17 protein-coding genes are annotated in these 16,050 nt (G+C 70.1%); 4 read left to right on the forward strand and 13 right to left on the reverse strand.

Features of this window, described 5'->3' with window-relative positions:
* Positions 1–7 precede the first annotated feature (7 nt).
* The gene (locus tag FQ142_RS17520) at positions 8–181 is read right to left on the reverse strand and encodes a hypothetical protein (RefSeq protein ID WP_188042417.1); all 174 of its coding nucleotides are present in this window, start codon (positions 179–181) and stop codon (positions 8–10) included.
* A gap of 112 nt (positions 182–293) precedes the next feature.
* Between FQ142_RS17520 and FQ142_RS14590 the strand changes: the two genes are divergently transcribed.
* Positions 294–1,412 carry a DUF4192 family protein gene (locus FQ142_RS14590; protein ID WP_149423874.1) on the forward strand — a complete coding sequence of 373 codons (1,119 nt, stop codon included), beginning with the start codon at positions 294–296 and terminating at the stop codon, positions 1,410–1,412.
* Here the strand turns inward: FQ142_RS14590 and lysS are convergent.
* The gene (gene lysS, locus FQ142_RS14595) at positions 1,405–2,931 is read right to left on the reverse strand and encodes a lysine--tRNA ligase (protein WP_149423875.1); all 1,527 of its coding nucleotides are present in this window, start codon (positions 2,929–2,931) and stop codon (positions 1,405–1,407) included. The two genes, FQ142_RS14590 and lysS, sit on opposite strands and share 8 nt — an antisense overlap.
* Before the next feature lie 81 nt (positions 2,932–3,012).
* Here lysS and FQ142_RS14600 point away from each other — a divergent pair, with 81 nt between their 5' ends.
* Positions 3,013–4,815 carry a DUF2207 domain-containing protein gene (locus FQ142_RS14600; protein WP_149423876.1) on the forward strand — a complete coding sequence of 601 codons (1,803 nt, stop codon included), beginning with the start codon at positions 3,013–3,015 and terminating at the stop codon, positions 4,813–4,815.
* A 43-nt stretch (positions 4,816–4,858) separates the two neighbouring features.
* Here the strand turns inward: FQ142_RS14600 and FQ142_RS14605 are convergent, their stop codons facing one another.
* The 10 genes from FQ142_RS14605 to hpt form a co-directional block, all read right to left on the reverse strand.
* Entirely contained in the window at positions 4,859–5,563 is a 705-nt protein-coding gene (locus FQ142_RS14605; RefSeq protein WP_056413036.1) for a DUF2520 domain-containing protein, read from the reverse strand.
* A complete protein-coding gene (locus FQ142_RS14610) occupies positions 5,556–7,544 on the reverse strand; it encodes a PH domain-containing protein (protein WP_262492166.1) in 1,989 nt (662 codons plus the stop codon). The genes FQ142_RS14605 and FQ142_RS14610 overlap by 8 nt, the downstream gene beginning before the upstream one ends.
* Complete coding sequence (locus tag FQ142_RS14615) at positions 7,541–8,137, reverse strand: PH domain-containing protein (RefSeq protein ID WP_149423877.1); 597 nt, start codon at positions 8,135–8,137, stop codon at positions 7,541–7,543. The genes FQ142_RS14610 and FQ142_RS14615 overlap by 4 nt, the downstream gene beginning before the upstream one ends.
* Positions 8,073–8,570 (reverse strand): DUF3180 domain-containing protein, encoded by a 498-nt coding sequence (locus tag FQ142_RS14620; RefSeq protein ID WP_056413044.1) that lies wholly within the window; start codon positions 8,568–8,570, stop codon positions 8,073–8,075. Before FQ142_RS14620 ends, FQ142_RS14615 begins: the two co-directional genes overlap by 65 nt.
* Positions 8,567–9,106, reverse strand: a complete 540-nt coding sequence (gene folK, locus FQ142_RS14625; RefSeq protein ID WP_149423878.1) for a 2-amino-4-hydroxy-6-hydroxymethyldihydropteridine diphosphokinase — start codon at positions 9,104–9,106, stop codon at positions 8,567–8,569. Before folK ends, FQ142_RS14620 begins: the two co-directional genes overlap by 4 nt.
* A complete protein-coding gene (gene folB / locus FQ142_RS14630) occupies positions 9,103–9,489 on the reverse strand; it encodes a dihydroneopterin aldolase (RefSeq protein ID WP_149423879.1) in 387 nt (128 codons plus the stop codon). The genes folK and folB overlap by 4 nt, the downstream gene beginning before the upstream one ends.
* Before the next feature lie 4 nt (positions 9,490–9,493).
* Positions 9,494–10,294: a dihydropteroate synthase gene (gene folP, locus FQ142_RS14635; RefSeq protein WP_149423880.1), complete on the reverse strand. Its 801-nt coding sequence runs from the start codon at positions 10,292–10,294 to the stop codon at positions 9,494–9,496.
* Entirely contained in the window at positions 10,291–10,893 is a 603-nt protein-coding gene (folE, locus tag FQ142_RS14640) for a GTP cyclohydrolase I (protein ID WP_149423881.1), read from the reverse strand. The genes folP and folE overlap by 4 nt, the downstream gene beginning before the upstream one ends.
* A 3-nt stretch (positions 10,894–10,896) precedes the next feature.
* A complete protein-coding gene (ftsH, locus tag FQ142_RS14645) occupies positions 10,897–12,897 on the reverse strand; it encodes an ATP-dependent zinc metalloprotease FtsH (RefSeq protein WP_056413059.1) in 2,001 nt (666 codons plus the stop codon).
* A 114-nt stretch (positions 12,898–13,011) separates the two neighbouring features.
* The gene (hpt, locus tag FQ142_RS14650) at positions 13,012–13,563 is read right to left on the reverse strand and encodes a hypoxanthine phosphoribosyltransferase (protein ID WP_045254858.1); all 552 of its coding nucleotides are present in this window, start codon (positions 13,561–13,563) and stop codon (positions 13,012–13,014) included.
* A 134-nt stretch (positions 13,564–13,697) separates the two neighbouring features.
* On the opposite strand from hpt, the gene FQ142_RS14655 reads away from it, so the two are divergent.
* On the forward strand, positions 13,698–14,231 hold the full coding sequence (locus FQ142_RS14655; RefSeq protein WP_056413062.1) for a DUF937 domain-containing protein: 534 nt from the start codon (positions 13,698–13,700) through the stop codon (positions 14,229–14,231).
* A gap of 60 nt (positions 14,232–14,291) precedes the next feature.
* Here FQ142_RS14655 and tilS read toward each other — a convergent pair whose 3' ends face one another.
* Positions 14,292–15,278, reverse strand: a complete 987-nt coding sequence (gene tilS / locus FQ142_RS14660) for a tRNA lysidine(34) synthetase TilS (RefSeq protein ID WP_149423882.1) — start codon at positions 15,276–15,278, stop codon at positions 14,292–14,294.
* A gap of 77 nt (positions 15,279–15,355) precedes the next feature.
* Here tilS and FQ142_RS14665 point away from each other — a divergent pair, with 77 nt between their 5' ends.
* Positions 15,356–15,997, forward strand: coding sequence for a TMEM175 family protein (locus FQ142_RS14665; protein WP_149423883.1), 642 nt, complete (start codon positions 15,356–15,358; stop codon positions 15,995–15,997).
* Positions 15,998–16,050 lie beyond the last annotated feature (53 nt).

Below are 16,050 nucleotides of genomic sequence, written 5' to 3' on the forward strand. Positions count from 1 at the left end.
GACGCCCTCAGGAGCGCGGAGGCAGGCCGCGCGCGGCTCGCTCTTCTGCCTCGATCCGCGCGTGCACACGGCGTTCGGTGCGGTCGAATCTCAGAATCCCCCTGAGCACGAAGAAGAACACGACGCTCACTCCGATGGTCGGGATGATCGACCATGCGGCGGCGAGCCAGAAGTTCTCCATGACCCCATGGTACGCGACCGATCACTCCTCCACACTCGACGCCTGAGGCGGAACCGGCCGCGCGACCTGTGGAATCGCGCCACGGTCACGACGCGCCGACGAGACTCCCGTGATGACCACACTCCTTCGCGCATCAGGCTCCGCCGAATTCCTCCAGATGGTGCCGTCCCTCGCCGGCTTCACTCCCCGCGACAGCCTCGTGCTGCTCCCCTTCCACGGTTCGCGCACCAGCGGCGCGATGCGACTCGACCTCCCCCACGACGACGTGCGCACCGAGGACTACGCCGACGCCGCCATCGGGCTCGTGTCACGGGTGCGCGCTGCGGATGCCGTGGCACTCGTCGTCTACACCGACGACGACGTGCACGTCACCCCCGAGGGGCTCGTCCTGCCCTTCGCCATCGCCGTCGACGACGTTCTCCAGCGGGCCGACGACTCGGGCCTGCGCATCGTCGACGCCCTCTGCGTGACCCGGGGAGGGTGGTCGAGCTACCTCGACGACGATCCGCAGCTGCGGGTGCTCGATACCCGGGTCCCCGCGGTGCCGGGAGTGGGCGACGTCTCGGGCGACCAGCGGTCAGGCGCCGAGCTTCCCCCGACGGACCTCGCGGAGACCGAACGGGTCGGACGCGCACTCCGCGACATCGACGCGCTGCTCGAGCGGACTCGGGGGCAGGGGCCGACCGGCCAGGAGAACCCTCAGGCGATCGCGGCGCTCCTCCTGCTCGACGATGTCCCGGCGTTCTTCGAGACCGCGATCACCGCGCCGGACGACCTTCCGCCCTTCGCGATCGCGGCACTCCTGTGGTGCCTCGATCGTCCGCTGTTCCGCGACGTGGCCCTGGTGCAGTGGGCCACGGACGCGGTCGGAGGCATGCGCACCCTCGAGGCCCAGCTGTCCTTCGCCGACGCCCGATCCAGCGTGCCCGACGATCTCGGAGACGTGTTCCTCGGCCGCGGGCCGACGCCCGACCCCGAGCGTCTGAGACGCGCGCTCTTCCTCGTCCGCATCGCCGCGGCGCGGGCGCCGCGGGCGTCGAGGCCCGCTCCTCTCACGGCCGCCGCGTGGCTGTCGTGGGCGCTGGGTCGCGCCAGCCACGCGGCGCACTACCTCGATCTCGTCCGGGCGATCGATCCCGAATACGGGCTGGCGGCCCTGCTCGAGACGATGATCGCCGCCGCGGTGCTGCCGGAGTGGGCGTTCCGCCGTGGCGCGACGTCTGCTACTTGACGAGCGGGAAGAGGATCGTCTCGCGGATGCCCAGACCCGTGATGGCCATCAGCAGACGGTCGATCCCCATGCCCATGCCCCCGGACGGCGGCATGCCGTGCTCGAGGGCGCGGAGGAACTCCTCGTCGACGGGCATGGCCTCGACGTCACCGCGCGCGGCCAACTTCGCCTGTTCGACGAAGCGCTCGCGCTGGATGACGGGGTCGACGAGCTCCGAGTACCCCGTCGCGAGCTCGAAGCCACGGATGTACAGGTCCCACTTCTCCACCACGCCGTCGATCGAGCGGTGCTCGCGCACCAGCGGCGAGGTGTCCAGAGGGAAGTCCATGACGAAGGTCGGGCGTACGAGATCGCCCTTCACGAAGTGCTCCCACAGCTCTTCGATGAGCTTGCCGTGGGTCTCCTGCGCGGGCAGATCGACACCGTTCGCCTCGGCGAACGCGACGAGATCCTCGACGGTGTCGGCCGGAGTGAACGGGCGTCCGGCGGCGGTCGACAGCGACTCGTACATCGAGATGCGGTCCCACTCGCCGCCGAGGTCGTACTCGGTGCCGTCTGCCCACGTGACGGTGGTGGACCCCGCGACCGCGACGGCCGCGTTCTGCACCAGCTCCTGGGTGAGCGAGGCCATCTGGTTGTAGTCGCCGTAGGCCTGGTAGGCCTCGAGCATCGCGAACTCGGGGCTGTGGGTCGAGTCGGCACCCTCGTTGCGGAAGTTGCGGTTGATCTCGTAGACCCGCTCGATGCCGCCGACGACGGCGCGCTTCAGGTAGAGCTCCGGTGCGATGCGCAGGTAGAGCTCGGTGTCGAACGCGTTCGAGTGCGTCACGAACGGGCGTGCGGATGCCCCGCCGTGCTGCACCTGCAGCATGGGCGTCTCCACCTCGAGGTAGTCGTGGTCGCCGAAGGTCGCGCGCAGACTCGCGTTGACGGCGGCGCGGGCGCGCACGGTCGTGCGGGCCTGCTCGCGGACGATCAGATCGAGGTAGCGGCTGCGCACCCGTCCCTCTTCGCTGAGCTCGGAGTAGGCGTTCGGCAGGGGCAGGATCGCCTTCGCGGCGATCGCCCAGTCGTCGGCCATGATCGACAGTTCGCCGCGACGGCTCGAGATGACCTCACCGTGCACGAAGACGTGGTCGCCCAGATCGACGTACTCCTTCCAGTCCGCGAGCGACTGCTCGCCGACGTTGGCCAGGGAGATCATCGCCTGGATGCGCGAGCCGTCACCGGCCTGCAGCGTCGCGAAGCACAGCTTTCCGGTGTTGCGGCTGAAGACCACACGACCGGCGACGCCCGCGATCACTCCGGTCTCCGCACCGGGCTCGAGCTCGCCGTACTCGGCGCGCAGCGCGGGGATCCGGTGCGTCACGGGGACGCTCACCGGAAAGGCGCCTCCGCCGGCATCCGTGCGGTTCGCCACCAGACGCTCGCGCTTCGCGAGCCGCACGGCCTTCTGCTCGTGGACGTCTTCTTCGGTGACGACCGTGGTCGTCTCGGGCGCGGCAGACGCGTCAGTCATTCGGGGCTCCTTGGAAAGTCGGGTCCAGTTTACCGAGGTCGCGCCCCTGCTCCTGCGGCGAAGTCTGGGTAGCCTCGAAGCATGGCAGCCCACAGACTCGCGCCCGTCCTCGCCACGATCGTCGCCGCGGCCGCAGTGCTGTTCCCTGCGGCGGCCGCATCCGCTTCCGCCCCTGTGCCCGCAGCGGAGGCCGACGTCGACGACTTCTCGTACGCGTCGTGGGACACGCAGATCGACCTCGGCCTCGATGAGGACGGACATGCGCGCATGCACGTCACCGAATCGCTGACCGCGCGTTTTCCCGACGTCGACCAGAACAAGGGGATCGTGCGCGGGCTGCTCACGACCTACGAGAACGCGGGAATCGACCTGCGGGTGCTCTCGGTCACTGACGAGAACGGGGCGGAGGTGCCCTACGAGACCGACGAGGACGACGGCCTGCTGTACGTCCTCACGGGAGACGACGACTACGTCCGCGGCCTCACCACCTACGTCATCGAGTACGAGATGCGGGATGTCGTCCTCGCCGCCGACTCCGGCGTCGACGAGTTCTACTGGGACCTGCTGCCCCTCGACAGCACCCAGCGCATCGATGCGTTCCGCGCCGACATCACCGTCGATCCGCAGATGACGGAGCATCTGACGGGATCCTCGCGCTGCTACATCGGCGTCTCCGGATCGACGGAGAAGTGCGACCTCGCGATGCCCACGCCCGGCGAGTACAGCGTCGAGGCGGTCGACCTCGCTGCCGGCGAAGGGGTGACGGTCGCCATCGGCTTCGACGCCGGTACCGCCGCGCAGCCGACTGCGCGTCAACCCGACCCGGTCACCGACACCGTGCCCGCGCTCGCGGGTCTCGGCGCGGCGGCGCTCTCGGTGGGCAGCTGGTTCGCGGTGTCCGCGTTCAAGCGATCGCGCCGCACCTCGAGCGGGCTCGTCATCGCGCAGTACGACGTGCCCGACTCGCTCCCCCCGCTGGTGGCGGCCGCCATCGTGCCCGGGTCGAAGGATGCGATCCCGGCCGAGATCGTCCACCTCGCGGTGCGCGGGGCGCTGCGGATCGAAGAAGGCGCAGAGTCCGAGCAGCCGCGCCTGCGTCGCCTGGACGGCGGCGCCCCCGATCCTCTGGACGCCGAGGCCCTCGACGCGCTGTTCGACGGAGCCGACGACGGCGTCGCCGACCTTCCGACATCCAGCGAGGCATTCGCTGCGCGGATGACCACGCTGTCCAGGAGCGGCGTCGAGGCAGCGGTGTCCCGCGGGCTCACGACCAAGGCGCGCAGTCGCGTGGCCGTGATCCTGCAGTGGTGCGCGATCGCCCTCGTGCTCGCGGGCTTCGGACTCGGCCTCTGGGGTGTGATCGCGGGCCGTGTGACGGCGCTGCCCGCCTTCACCGCCATCGCGTTCGCGACCTTCCTTGTGCTGCTGTCGAGCTTCTACGGCTTCTCGAAGCACGTCGTGCTGACGGCCGAGGGCGCACGGCAGTACGAGTATCTGATGGGCGTCAAGGAGTTCATCCGGGTGGCGGAGGCCGATCGGCTGCAGATGCTGCAGTCGTACTCGGGCGCCGAGCGGCGACAGGACGGCGGCGCGAACGTGATCGTCGTCTACGAGCGGCTGCTCCCCTACGCCATGCTCTTCGGCATGGAGGACGAATGGGGCGCCGTGCTCGAGCACGTGTACGCCTACGAGCAGCGCGGCGCATCCTGGATCGGCGACCCGAGTGCGCCGTTCCTGCGAGCTCAGCTCATCGGCTTCGCCGCGACCTCCCACGCTGCCGCCTCGTACTCCGCTCCGACCACGGGGAGCTCGTCGAGCGGCGGCTCCTTCGGCGGCGGGTTCTCGGGCGGCGGAGGCGGAGGCGGGTTCTCGGGCGGACGCTGACGGTTCTCGGGCGGACGCTGACTTTTCTCGGGCGGACGCTGACTCAGAGCAGCGGTTCGGGACTCGACGCGTCGCGAAGCGCTCGCTCGACCGTCGACTGCACCAGCGCAGACAGGTATCCGCCGGGGTTCTCGACCCCGATCTCGCCGAGACGGCCCGTGGCCTGAGCGATGATCGAGCGCGAGAACTCCGTCACCGTCTGGATCACGTCGGCGTAGGCGGGACGATCGGCCTCGTCGATCACGATCGGTTCGCACCCCATCTCCACGGCCAGGGCCTGCGCGATCGGGAGCACCCCCGGCGGGGCGGTGACCGCCGCATAGCTCGCCTGCAACTGGCGCAGGTCGATCGTCGAGCCCGTGAATGTGATCGCGGGGTGCACGGCGAGCGGGATCGCGCCGCTCTGCGCGGCAGGACGCAGCACGCCCACGCCGTAGGCGGGGTCGGTGTGCAGCACGAGCTGCCCGAGCTGCCACCCGCCGACCTCGGCGATGCCGGCGATGAGGTCGGGCAACTGGTCGTGCGGAACCGCGATCACCACCAGCTCGCTGCGGCGCACGACCTCGAGCGGGTCGAGGACCGGGACGTCCGGAAGAACCGCGGAGGCACGGTCGTCATCGGAGCCGCTCGTGATGCCGGTGATCGCATGGCCCGCTCCGGCCAGCGCCGCACCGATCACCGGACCGACGCGGCCGGCGCCGATGATCCCGACCCCGAGCCGACCATCGCGTCGAGACGGGTCAGTCACGGTCGGGAGCAGGCGGAGCCACCGGAGGAGCAGGCGGAGCCACCGGAGGAGCGGGCGGACCAGCCGGCGGAGCAGGCGGCGCGGCAGGAGGAGCCGGCGGTGCCACCGGAGGAGCAGGCGGACCCGCCGGCGGAGCAGGCGGACCCGCCGGCGGAGCAGGCGGACCCGCCGTCGGAGCAGGCGGAGCCACCGGCGGAGCAGGCGGAGCCACCGGCGGAGCGGGAGGCGCATCGACCGCCGCATCCGGGGTCTGCCCGGGGTACCCCGGAACCTGCGCACCGTCGGCGTCCGTCACGTACTGACCCCACCGGTGCGTGTGATCGCGTGCCGCCGCGGCGACCGCGGCCGAGCTCACACCGTCGAGCAGGAAGAGGGCGTCGCTCCGCTCGAGTCCGGACAGGTACCCGGTGATGAGTCCCTGCACCGAGTGCACCTGCGCGCCGGAGACCCGCTGCGCCCGATCGACGGGGCCCTGCGACAGCGAGACCCCCTGGAGGCGGGCGAGCGGGAAGATCGCGAGCTTGCGCCACAGGATGCCGCGGCGCAGCAGCAGCCCGAACTCGGTGAGCGCGAAGCCGTGCCGCTTCCATGACAGGGGGCGGCGCCACCAGGCGCGTCGCGGCATCGTGCGATAGGGGTCGCCCTCCACCGGGCCGAGGATGCCGTGCTCCCAGACCAGCGGGATGTCGGAGACCGGCGCCTCCGGCAGGATGAGCGCGAGCACGCGCTCCACGTCTGCCCGCTTGCCGACGGGGAGCACCACGTTGAACTGCTGCGCCGAGCCCGAGGACTGCTGCGCCGCGCTCTTGCCGCTCATGCGGTTGATCCTGATGGTCCACCAGCCGAACGGCCGCCACAGCAGCGACTGCGTGACCTCGACGGCGAAGATGCGCCCGGGCGGCAGCGTCTCGGTGACGGTCGTGAGCAGCCCGTAGGTGATCCGCACGCCGTCGGGAGTGGGGGCGATCGAGTACCGCAGCGACTTCGAGATCTGCGCCCAGGTGATACCCACGATCGCGACGACCATGGGGATCGCGATACCGAGCGTGATCCCCAGCCCGAGGAATCCGCCGATCGGATCGCCGTCGATCAGGGATCCGATCGCGACGCCGCCGACGGCCACCCCGAAGATGACGCCGAAGAACACGAACCAGAGCACGCTCGAGATCAGCTGCGATCCGATCAGGCGGCCCGTGGGGATCTTCACGACGCTCTCGGGAGCGACGTCGGCGAGGTCCACGCCGCTGATGAGGCCGGTGACGCCCTCGTTCATCGAGCCCACGAGCTGGGAGCGGGTGGAGGCGGGTGCGCCCGCGACCCCGTCGTCCCCGGCGCGGGCACGGGCGGCGGCATCCGCGGTGCCCTGGCGCGCCGCCCTGGCACCGGAGGCCAGGCGCAGGATGTCGGTGCGCACCGACTCCGCGCGCCCTGTCGCGAGGTACTCGAGTTCGACGTTCGAGTCGTTCCCCGCCCCCACGACCTCGAGCTTGGCGAGTCCGATGATGCGTGCGGGGAAGGGCCGGGTGAGGTTGACGCCCTGCACGCGATCGAGAGGCGCGCGCCGATGCGAGCGGAACACGATGCCCTTGCGCACCTCGACGTGGTCGCCGGTGATGCGGAACTGCTGGAACCGCCACACGAACCAGAAGATGCCGACGAGGACCACGACCAGAACGAGCACGCCGAGCAGCACGACCAGGACGAGGTTGTTCGACAGCACCCAGTCGACGGGGTCTCCGCCGGAGTAGTCGTAGTGCTCCTCGCCCGGGGTGAAGAGTTCGACGAACCAGGCGATCAGCCGATCACGCAGGTTCGCGAACGCGATGCCCGCGACGATGATGAGCGCCAGCCCGCCCTTGAACAGCGGGGTGAGCGGATGCATCCGGTGCCATTCGCCGTCGGCGAGCGTGGTGCGCCCGCCCGGCCGCTCCGTGTCCGCGCCGGGAGGTGCGGGAGGAGCGGGGGGCTGCTGCTCGCTCACAGGCCCGTCCGGCGGGTCTCGGCGACCTCGATGAGGGTGTCGCGCAGCGCTTCGGCGGCGGCCTGCGTGAGCCCGGGGATCTGCACCCCGGTGGTCGCCGCGGCGGTCACCATCTTGAGCTGGGTGACGCCGAACGCGCGATCGAGCGGGCCCTGGGTGATGTCGACGAGCTGCATGCGTCCGTACGGCACCGCGATCATGCGCTGCCACAGGATGCCCTTGCGGAAGACGATGTCGTCGGCGCGCAGCATGTATCCGATCGCCTTCGCCTGACGGGGCAGGATCACCAGCGTGATCAGCGTGATCACCACAATGACCCCCGCGGGGATCCAGACCCAGGTCTGATGCAGGACGAGCGCGAGCACCACGGCGATCGCGAGGATGAACGCGATGAAGATCACGTTCTGGAGGATCTGCGACACCACGTAGCGCGGCGAGATCTGGTGCCAGCTGCCGTCGAGCTCGAGGCGGGCGTCGTTGCGCGCGGTGCGCAGCGACGGATAGGTCCCCTGATCGAGGGCTGCGAGGTCAGTGACCTCCGCCGAGTTCAGCGGGGCCGGGGTCCCCGGCTCGATCTCTGGGTTCTGAGTCATCAGGATCCTTCGGAAGTATGCAGAACTGTTCGGCGATGAGCGCGGCGACGACGAGCGCGACCGCACTTCCGATCAGCGCCAGCATCGCCACAGTCGACCCTACCGGGGGATCGATCGGCCGGGACAGAAGGAACACCAGCAGCCCCACCCCGAACCCGGCCATGATCGCGCCGAGCAGGCTCGACGCCCGGGCGAGGGTGACGGCGCGGGTCGCGCGGAACGGATCGATGCGGATGCCGCTGCGCACGCTCACGCGCACTGGCCACGCCACGCCCAGCGATGCCGCACCGATGAGCAGGAGCAGCAGGGGCAGCAGGAGCGACGGAGTGAAGGTGGTGCGGCCCATGGCCGTGAGCATGTGGTCGAGCACGTAGCCCGCGGCACCCGAGAGGAGCGCGAGGACGACGAGCAGTCCGACGGAGGTGCGCTTCATCGCTGCTCCGCGGCGCGCAGGCTCGTGACGAGGTCCGCGACCCTGCCGCGGCCCGGCAGCTCGGCGTCCGGGTCGAGAGCGAGCCAGGGCTCGAGCACGAAGAGTCGCTCGGCGGCGCGCGGATGCGGCAGCTGCAGTTGCTCGTCGTCCGCACTCTCGTCGCCGTAGGCGATCAGGTCGAGGTCGAGCGTGCGGTCCCCCCAGCGTTCGTGCCGCTCTCGGCCGTGCTCGTCCTCGACGGCGTGCAGCATCCCGAGCAGGATGCTCGGAGCCAGACGCGTCGTCACCAGCGCGACCGCGTTGACATAGCCGGGCGCCTCGGGATCCGGACCGTCCAGCCTGAGCGCCACCGTCTCGAACAGCGGCGACAGACGCACGCCGCTGACCAGGGGCAGTCGCGCGATGCGGTCCGCCGCTGCCCGGATGGTGGCCTCGCGGTCACCGAGGTTCGCGCCGAAGGCGACGACGGCCACGGCCTCTGCACGTCCGGGGCGGGAGCCGGGAAGGCTGGGCGGGTTCGCCAGGTTGCGGCTCATGGTGTGTCCTTCTCGGTCGAACGCGCACGGCGCACGGTGACCGCGACGTCGCTGAAGGTCAGGGCGATCGGAGCGTGCGGCTTGTGCACCGTGACGGTGACGAACTGCACGCGGGAATCCGCGAGGGCGACGTCGGCGATGCGCTCGGCGAGCGTCTCGATCAGGTTCACCGGCTCTCCGGCGACGACGGCGGCGACCTTCTCGGCCAGTTCGCCGTAGTGCACCGTGTCGACGACGTCATCGGAGGCCGCGGCCGCGCGCAGCGACATCGTCAGACGCAGGTCGATCGTGAACTCCTGACCGTTCTCGCGCTCGTGGTCGTAGACGCCGTGCCTGCCGAAGACGGTGAGTCCCGTCAGGACGATCTCATCGAGGGGCTCCATGGTCCTATCCTTCCCAGGCGCGCACGACGGCGAGCGCGTCCCGTGTGGCACTCACGTCGTGCACGCGCACGGCCCACGCACCGGCCCGGGCGGCGAGCGCACTGGTCACCGCGGTCGCGAGGTCGCGGCGGGCCTCCGAGACCCCGGCGGGGTCTGCACCCAGGGTCTCCGCGAGGAACCTCTTGCGCGAGGTGCCGATGAGCACGCGCGGGCCCAGCGCCACGATCTCGTCGAGTCCGCGCAGCACGTCCCAGTTCTGCGCACCCGCCTTCGCGAAGCCGATGCCCGGGTCGAGGATGAGCCGCGACGGGGCGATGCCGGATGCGGCGGTCGCGCCCATCCGCTCCTGCAGCTCCCCCGCGACCTCGCGGGCGGTGCGGCGGTAGACGGCCTTGGCGTACATGTCGTCGGAGAAACCGCGCCAGTGCCCGATCACGTAGTCGGCGCCGGATTCGGCGACCGCCGCGAGCATGTCCGGATCTGCGAGACCGCCCGACACGTCGTTGACGATCCGCGCCCCCGCTCGCACCGCCGCGGCGGCGGTCGAGGCGTCGAGGGTGTCGATGCTCACCGGAGCGCCGTCGGCGACCAGCCGCTCGATCACCGGCAGCACACGCCTCTGCTCCTCCTCGGCTCCGACGCGCTGAGCGCCGGGCCTGGTCGACTCGCCGCCGATGTCGAGCACCGTGGCTCCGTCGGCGCGCAGCTGCAGGCCGTGTGCGACGGCGCGGTCCACGTCGAAGTAGCGCCCGCCGTCGCTGAACGAGTCGGGGGTGATGTTGACGATGCCCCAGATGCCGGTCATGCGTGCGACGACCCGGTCGATGCACCGATCAGCGCGATGAGCTCGGCGCGAGCGACCGCATCCGTGTACTCGCCGCGTGCGGCGATCGTCAGGGTCGACGCCTCCGGCTGACGCCCGCCGCGCATCGTGACGCAGCCGTGGCTCGCGTCGAGCACGACCAGCACCCCGCGGGTGTCGAGGTTCTCGGCGATCGTGTCGGCGATCTGCTCCCCGAGGCGCTCCTGCACCTGCGGTCGGGCGGCGAGGGTCTCGACCACGCGCACCAACGCTCCGAGGCCGACGACCTGCTCACCGGGGAGGTAGGCGATGTGCGCCCGTCCCGCGAACGGCAGCAGGTGGTGCTCGCAGACCGAGCGGAAGCGGATGTCGCGCAGCAGCACGGCGCCCGAGGGCAGAGTGTCGGGTGCCGGGCCGCGTGCGACGCTGATGGTGTGCGCGAGCGGGGCGGCGGCATCCTGCCCGACGCCCGCGAAGAACTCCGCGTACAGCTCGCCCATCCGTGCCGGGGTCTGCTTCAGCCCCGGACGATCCGGATCCTCGCCGATCGCTTCGAGCAGCTCACGGGTGAGCCGCTCGACCCGGGCGCGGTCGACAGCCACGGATCAGGCCGTCGCGGGTCGAGCCTGACCGGCTCCCGCAGATCCGGGCTGCGTGCGCGGAGCCGTGGCCGGCGCCTCGACGGACGCCGCGACCGGCACGACCTTCTTCGGAACCTCGATCGGAGGAACGTCCGACACCGGCCGCGACTCGCTCGACAGCCACAGGGGCCGCTCGGGGAGCTTGCGCACCTCGGTGAAGATCTCGGCGATCTGGTTGTGGTCGAGCGTCTCCTCCTCGAGCAGGGCGAGGGCCAGGCGGTCGAGGATGTCGCGGTTCGCGCTGATCACCTTGTACGCCTCGTCGTGCGCCTGCTCGATCAGGGCGCGCACCTCGGCGTCGACCCGCTCTGCGACCTTCTCGGAGTACTCGCGGCCTCGTCCCATGTCGCGGGCCACGAACATGTCGCCGCCCTCGGATCCGAGCTTCACAGGTCCGACCTGCGTCGTCATGCCGTACTCGATGACCATCTTGCGGGCGATCGACGTGGCCTTCTCGATGTCGTTGGACGCACCGGTGGTCGGGTCGTGGAAGATGATCTCCTCGGCCACGCGCCCACCCATGGCGTACGTGAGCTGGTCCTGCAGTTCGTTGCGGGTGACGGAGTACTTGTCGTCGAGCGGCAGCACCATCGTGTATCCGAGGGCCTTGCCTCGGGGAAGGATCGTGATCTTGGTCACGGGATCGGTGTAGTTCATCGCCGCCGCGGCGAGCGCGTGACCGCCCTCGTGGTACGCCGTGATGAGCTTCTCGCGGTCCTTCATGACGCGGGTGCGACGCTGCGGTCCGGCGATCAGCCGGTCGATGGCCTCGTCGAGAGCGCGGTTGTCGACGAGCTGCGCGTTCGAGCGTGCCGTCAGCAGGGCGGCCTCGTTGAGGACGTTCGCGAGGTCGGCACCGGTGAAGCCGGGAGTCTTGCGGGCGACGACTTCGAGGTCGACGCTCTTCGCGAGCGGCTTGCCCTTGGCGTGCACCTCGAGGATCTTCTGCCTCCCCTTGAGGTCGGGGGCGTCGACGCCGATCTGCCGGTCGAAGCGGCCGGGACGCAGCAGCGCGGGGTCGAGGATGTCGGGACGGTTGGTCGCCGCGATCACGATGACGTTCGCGTTCGGGTCGAAGCCGTCCATCTCGACGAGCATCTGGTTGAGCGTCTGCTCGCGCTCGTCGTTCCCGCCGCCCATGCCGGCGCCTCGGTGGCGGCCGACGGCGTCGATCTCGTCGATGAAGATGATCGCGGGGGCGTTCTCCTTGGCCTGATTGAACAGGTCGCGCACTCGGGAGGCACCGACACCGACGAACATCTCGACGAAGTCCGAGCCGGAGATCGAGTAGAACGGCGCACCGGCTTCACCGGCCACGGCGCGGGCGAGCAGCGTCTTTCCGGTTCCGGGAGGGCCGTACAGGAGCACGCCCTTGGGGATGCGGGCGCCGATCGCCTGGAATTTGGCCGGGTCCTGCAGGAACTCCTTGATCTCGTGGAGTTCCTCGATCGCCTCGTCGGCACCGGCGACGTCGGCGAAGGTGACCGTGGGGGTCTCCTTGTTCACGAGCTTGGCCTTGGACTTGCCGAACTGCATGACCTTGCTGCCACCGCCCTGCATCGACGAGAGCAGCCACCAGAACAGCAGGCCGAGCAGCACGAGCGGGAGGAGGAGCGAGAGGATGCCGTCGAACCATGTCGCACGCGGGACGGCGTCGTCGAAGCCGTCCTTGGGATCGGCGGAGGTGATCGCCGTCACGACCTCGTCGGCCCGGGCGTCGACGTAGTAGAACTGCACGTTCTCGGAGCCCTTGAACGGCTTGGAGAGGGTCATGTCGACGCGCTGGTCGCCGTCGGTGTTCACGACCTCGGTGACGGTCTTGCCGGAGAGGAGCGTGAGCCCCTCCTGCGTCGTGATCTGCTTCGGGGCGCCGAGGTTCGAGATCAGCAGGAAGCCGCCGAACAGCAGCAGCCCGATCAGCGCGACGTAGATCAGCGGATTCCGAGTGAGCTTCTTGACATCCATGGTCGGATCAGCGTATCGCGCACGCTCTAGGTGGGCGCTGTGCGTTCACCCACGGCGTACCGGCGCTCAGACCCGGTCGTCGGGCGAGGAGCCTGCGACGGGACGAGACGCGGCTCAGCTGTAGACGTGCGGCGCGAGCACCGCGACGTCACGCAGGTTGCGGTAGCGCTCGTCGTAGTCGAGTCCGTAGCCCACGACGAAGTCGGTGGGGATGTCGAAGCCGACGTACTTGCAGTCGATGACGACCTTCGCCGCCTCGGGCTTGCGCAGCAGCGCGAGCACCTCGATCGACTCCGCTCCGCGCGACTCGAAGTTCTCCAGCAGCCAGCTCAGCGTGAGACCGGAGTCGATGATGTCCTCGACGATGAGCACGTGCTTGCCGTTCAGATCGGTGTCGAGATCCTTCCGGATCTGCACGACACCGCTCGACTTGGTGCTGGCGCCGTAGCTCGAGACGGCCATCCAGTCCATGGGCGCGTGGAAGGGCAGTGCGCGAGCGAAGTCGGCCATGACCATGACCGCGCCCTTGAGAACGCCGACCAGGATGATCTCCTTGCCGGCGTAGTCGGCCGCGACCTGGATCGCGAGCTCATCGAGCTTCGCGATGATCTCCTCCTCGGTGACGAGGATCTGGGCAAGGTCGTCCTGGATTTCCGCGGCGCGCATGGATCGATGTTACGTCGTCGGAGGCGGTCTCCCCCAACCGGGTGCGGCCCGCGCGAACGGCATACCGGCGGAGCGCCACGCGCACTACCCTGGCGGTGGAACGGGCATCCGTCCACCGAGGGAAGGAATCACCCATGGCTCTTGATGACATCCTCACGCAGGTGCCGGTCGACGACATCGCCGCGAAGCTCGGCGTCTCGCCGGACGTCGCCAGGTCCGCGGTCGAGCAGGGCGGTGCCGTGCTGCTGGGCGGGCTGGCGAAGAACGCCTCGACCGCCGAGGGCTCGACCGCGATCGAGAACGCCCTCAAGCGCCACGAGGGCAGAGGCGGTGCGGCGAAGGTCGACGACATCGATCAGACCGACGGCGGCAAGATCGTCTCGCACATCCTCGGCGCCGACGAGAAGAAGGTGACGGAGAAGCTCACCGAGTCGAAGGAGACCGCCGGCATCGACTTCGGCGCGCTGCTCCCGATCCTCGCCCCCATCGTGATGGGGCTCATCGCCAACGCGACGAAGAGCAAGAGCGCACCGTCGAGCACCTCCGGGGCGCAGTCGGGCGGGGGCGGCATCGGCGACATCATCGGCGGCCTGCTCGGAGGCGGCGCATCGTCGGGCGGCGGCGGCATCGGAGATCTGCTGGGCGGGCTCTTCGGCGGCAAGAAGTAGATCGGCGCGAAGGCGATCGACGCGAGCGCGGGGCGATCGCTCCCTGCGCGGTCTGCGTCCTCAGCGCGCGGTGAAGACGATGCGTCCGCCGATTCGGGCGGCGGAGCACGAGGGCAGGTCGATGGGTCCCTGACCCGTCCAGTCCGTCGCGAGGCGCGCGACCTCCAGAGTCTGCAGCCGGGTCAGGCTCACACCGAACTCGCTGTCCACCACCAGGCGGATGATGCGGTTGCGCAGCGCCGCGGGATTCGCGGCGAGCGCTGCGACGCTGACCGAGATCCCCGCCTCCGCGTGCTCGACGATGTCCTCGATCGTCTCGTGGATCATCTCGTCGAAGGCTTCCGCGTCCTCGCGCAGCTGCTCCGCCGTGCGGGCGAGAGCCTCGGCGATGCCCGGCCCGAGTTCGGATTCCAGAACCGGCAGCACCCGCTCCCGCACGCGCACCCGAGCGAAGCGATCCTCGAGATTGTGCGGGTCGTCCCAGAACTCCAGGTCGGATGCCGCGCAGAACGCCCGCGTCGTCTCCCGCCTCACCCGCAGCAGCGGGCGCACCCAGCGCAGGCCGCCGTCGTCGTCGCGCACCGGGGCCATGCCCTGCAGGCTGGCGGCACCGGAGCCCCGGGCGAGGCCGAGCAGCACGGTCTCCGCCTGATCGTCGAGGGTGTGCCCGAGCAGAACGGCCGCGGCACCGGCGTCCGCTGCGGCGTCCCTCAGCACCCGGTAGCGCGCATCCCGCGCTGCGGCCTCAGGGCCGCCCTCCGCACCGACGTCGACGGTGACGACGAGAGCGTCGAGGCCGAGCGAGGTCGCCGTCCGCGCGGCGCGCGCGGCGACGGCATCCGATGCATCCTGCAGCCCGTGGTCGACCGTGACGCTGCGCACCCGCAGTCCGAGCCTGGATCCCTCGAACGCGGCGGCCGCGGCGAGCGCGAGCGAGTCCGCTCCGCCTGACAGCGCGATGACGACGGTCGATCCCTCGTGCAGATCGGCGAGCGCGATGCGCACGGCGAGGCGGATCTCGGCGATGGCGGGTGAGAGCGAGGGCACAGCTCCACGGTAGATCACGACGACGGATCGCCGTGCCGCGGTCGCGCGGATGACACCGATCGCTCTAACCTGACGCCGTGGCAGAACACGCAACGCGATCCCGCACCGACGGCCGATTCCCTCCCGAGCGCTTCAAGGCCTTCGTCGACGCCGTGGTGGCGATCGCGATGACGCTGCTGATCCTCCCCCTGATGGAGGCGGTGTCGGAGGCGGCGTCCGACACGCTGACCACGGCGGACTTCTTCTCCGATCATTCGGGCCAGCTCCTGAGCTTCGGCCTGAGCTTCGTGCTGATCGCGACGTTCTGGATGGGACACCACCGGCAGTACCGCGATGTGGAGTGGATCACCACTCCGCTTCTGTGGATCAACGTGGCATGGATGGCGACGATCGTCTGGCTGCCGGTGCCCACGGCGATGATCGGGCAGATGGACACCGACCTGCTGCAGCCCGTGGTCTACATCGGCACCCTGATCGCGACGCAGGCGACCACGCTCGCGGGTGGGGTCTACCTGCTGCGTCATCCCGAGCTCGGCACGACGACGCCCGAGACCCTGCGCGCGGGGATCATCGGCGATCTCGCCGCGATCATCCTGTTCCTGATCGCGCTGGCGCTCGCGGTCTTCGTGCCGACGGTCGGGTACGCCGGCACCCTGGTGCTGCTGCTCAGCGGAGTCTTCTCCCGACTGCTGGGCCGCCTCACGCGGCGTCGAGGCTGAACGGCAGGGCACGACCGCCCGGACGGCGGCGGCCTCCACGGGTAGGCTGGTGC

It is taken from the genome of Microbacterium sp. ANT_H45B (assembly GCF_008369345.1).
In the GTDB taxonomy this organism is placed as follows: Bacteria; Actinomycetota; Actinomycetes; order Actinomycetales; family Microbacteriaceae; genus Microbacterium.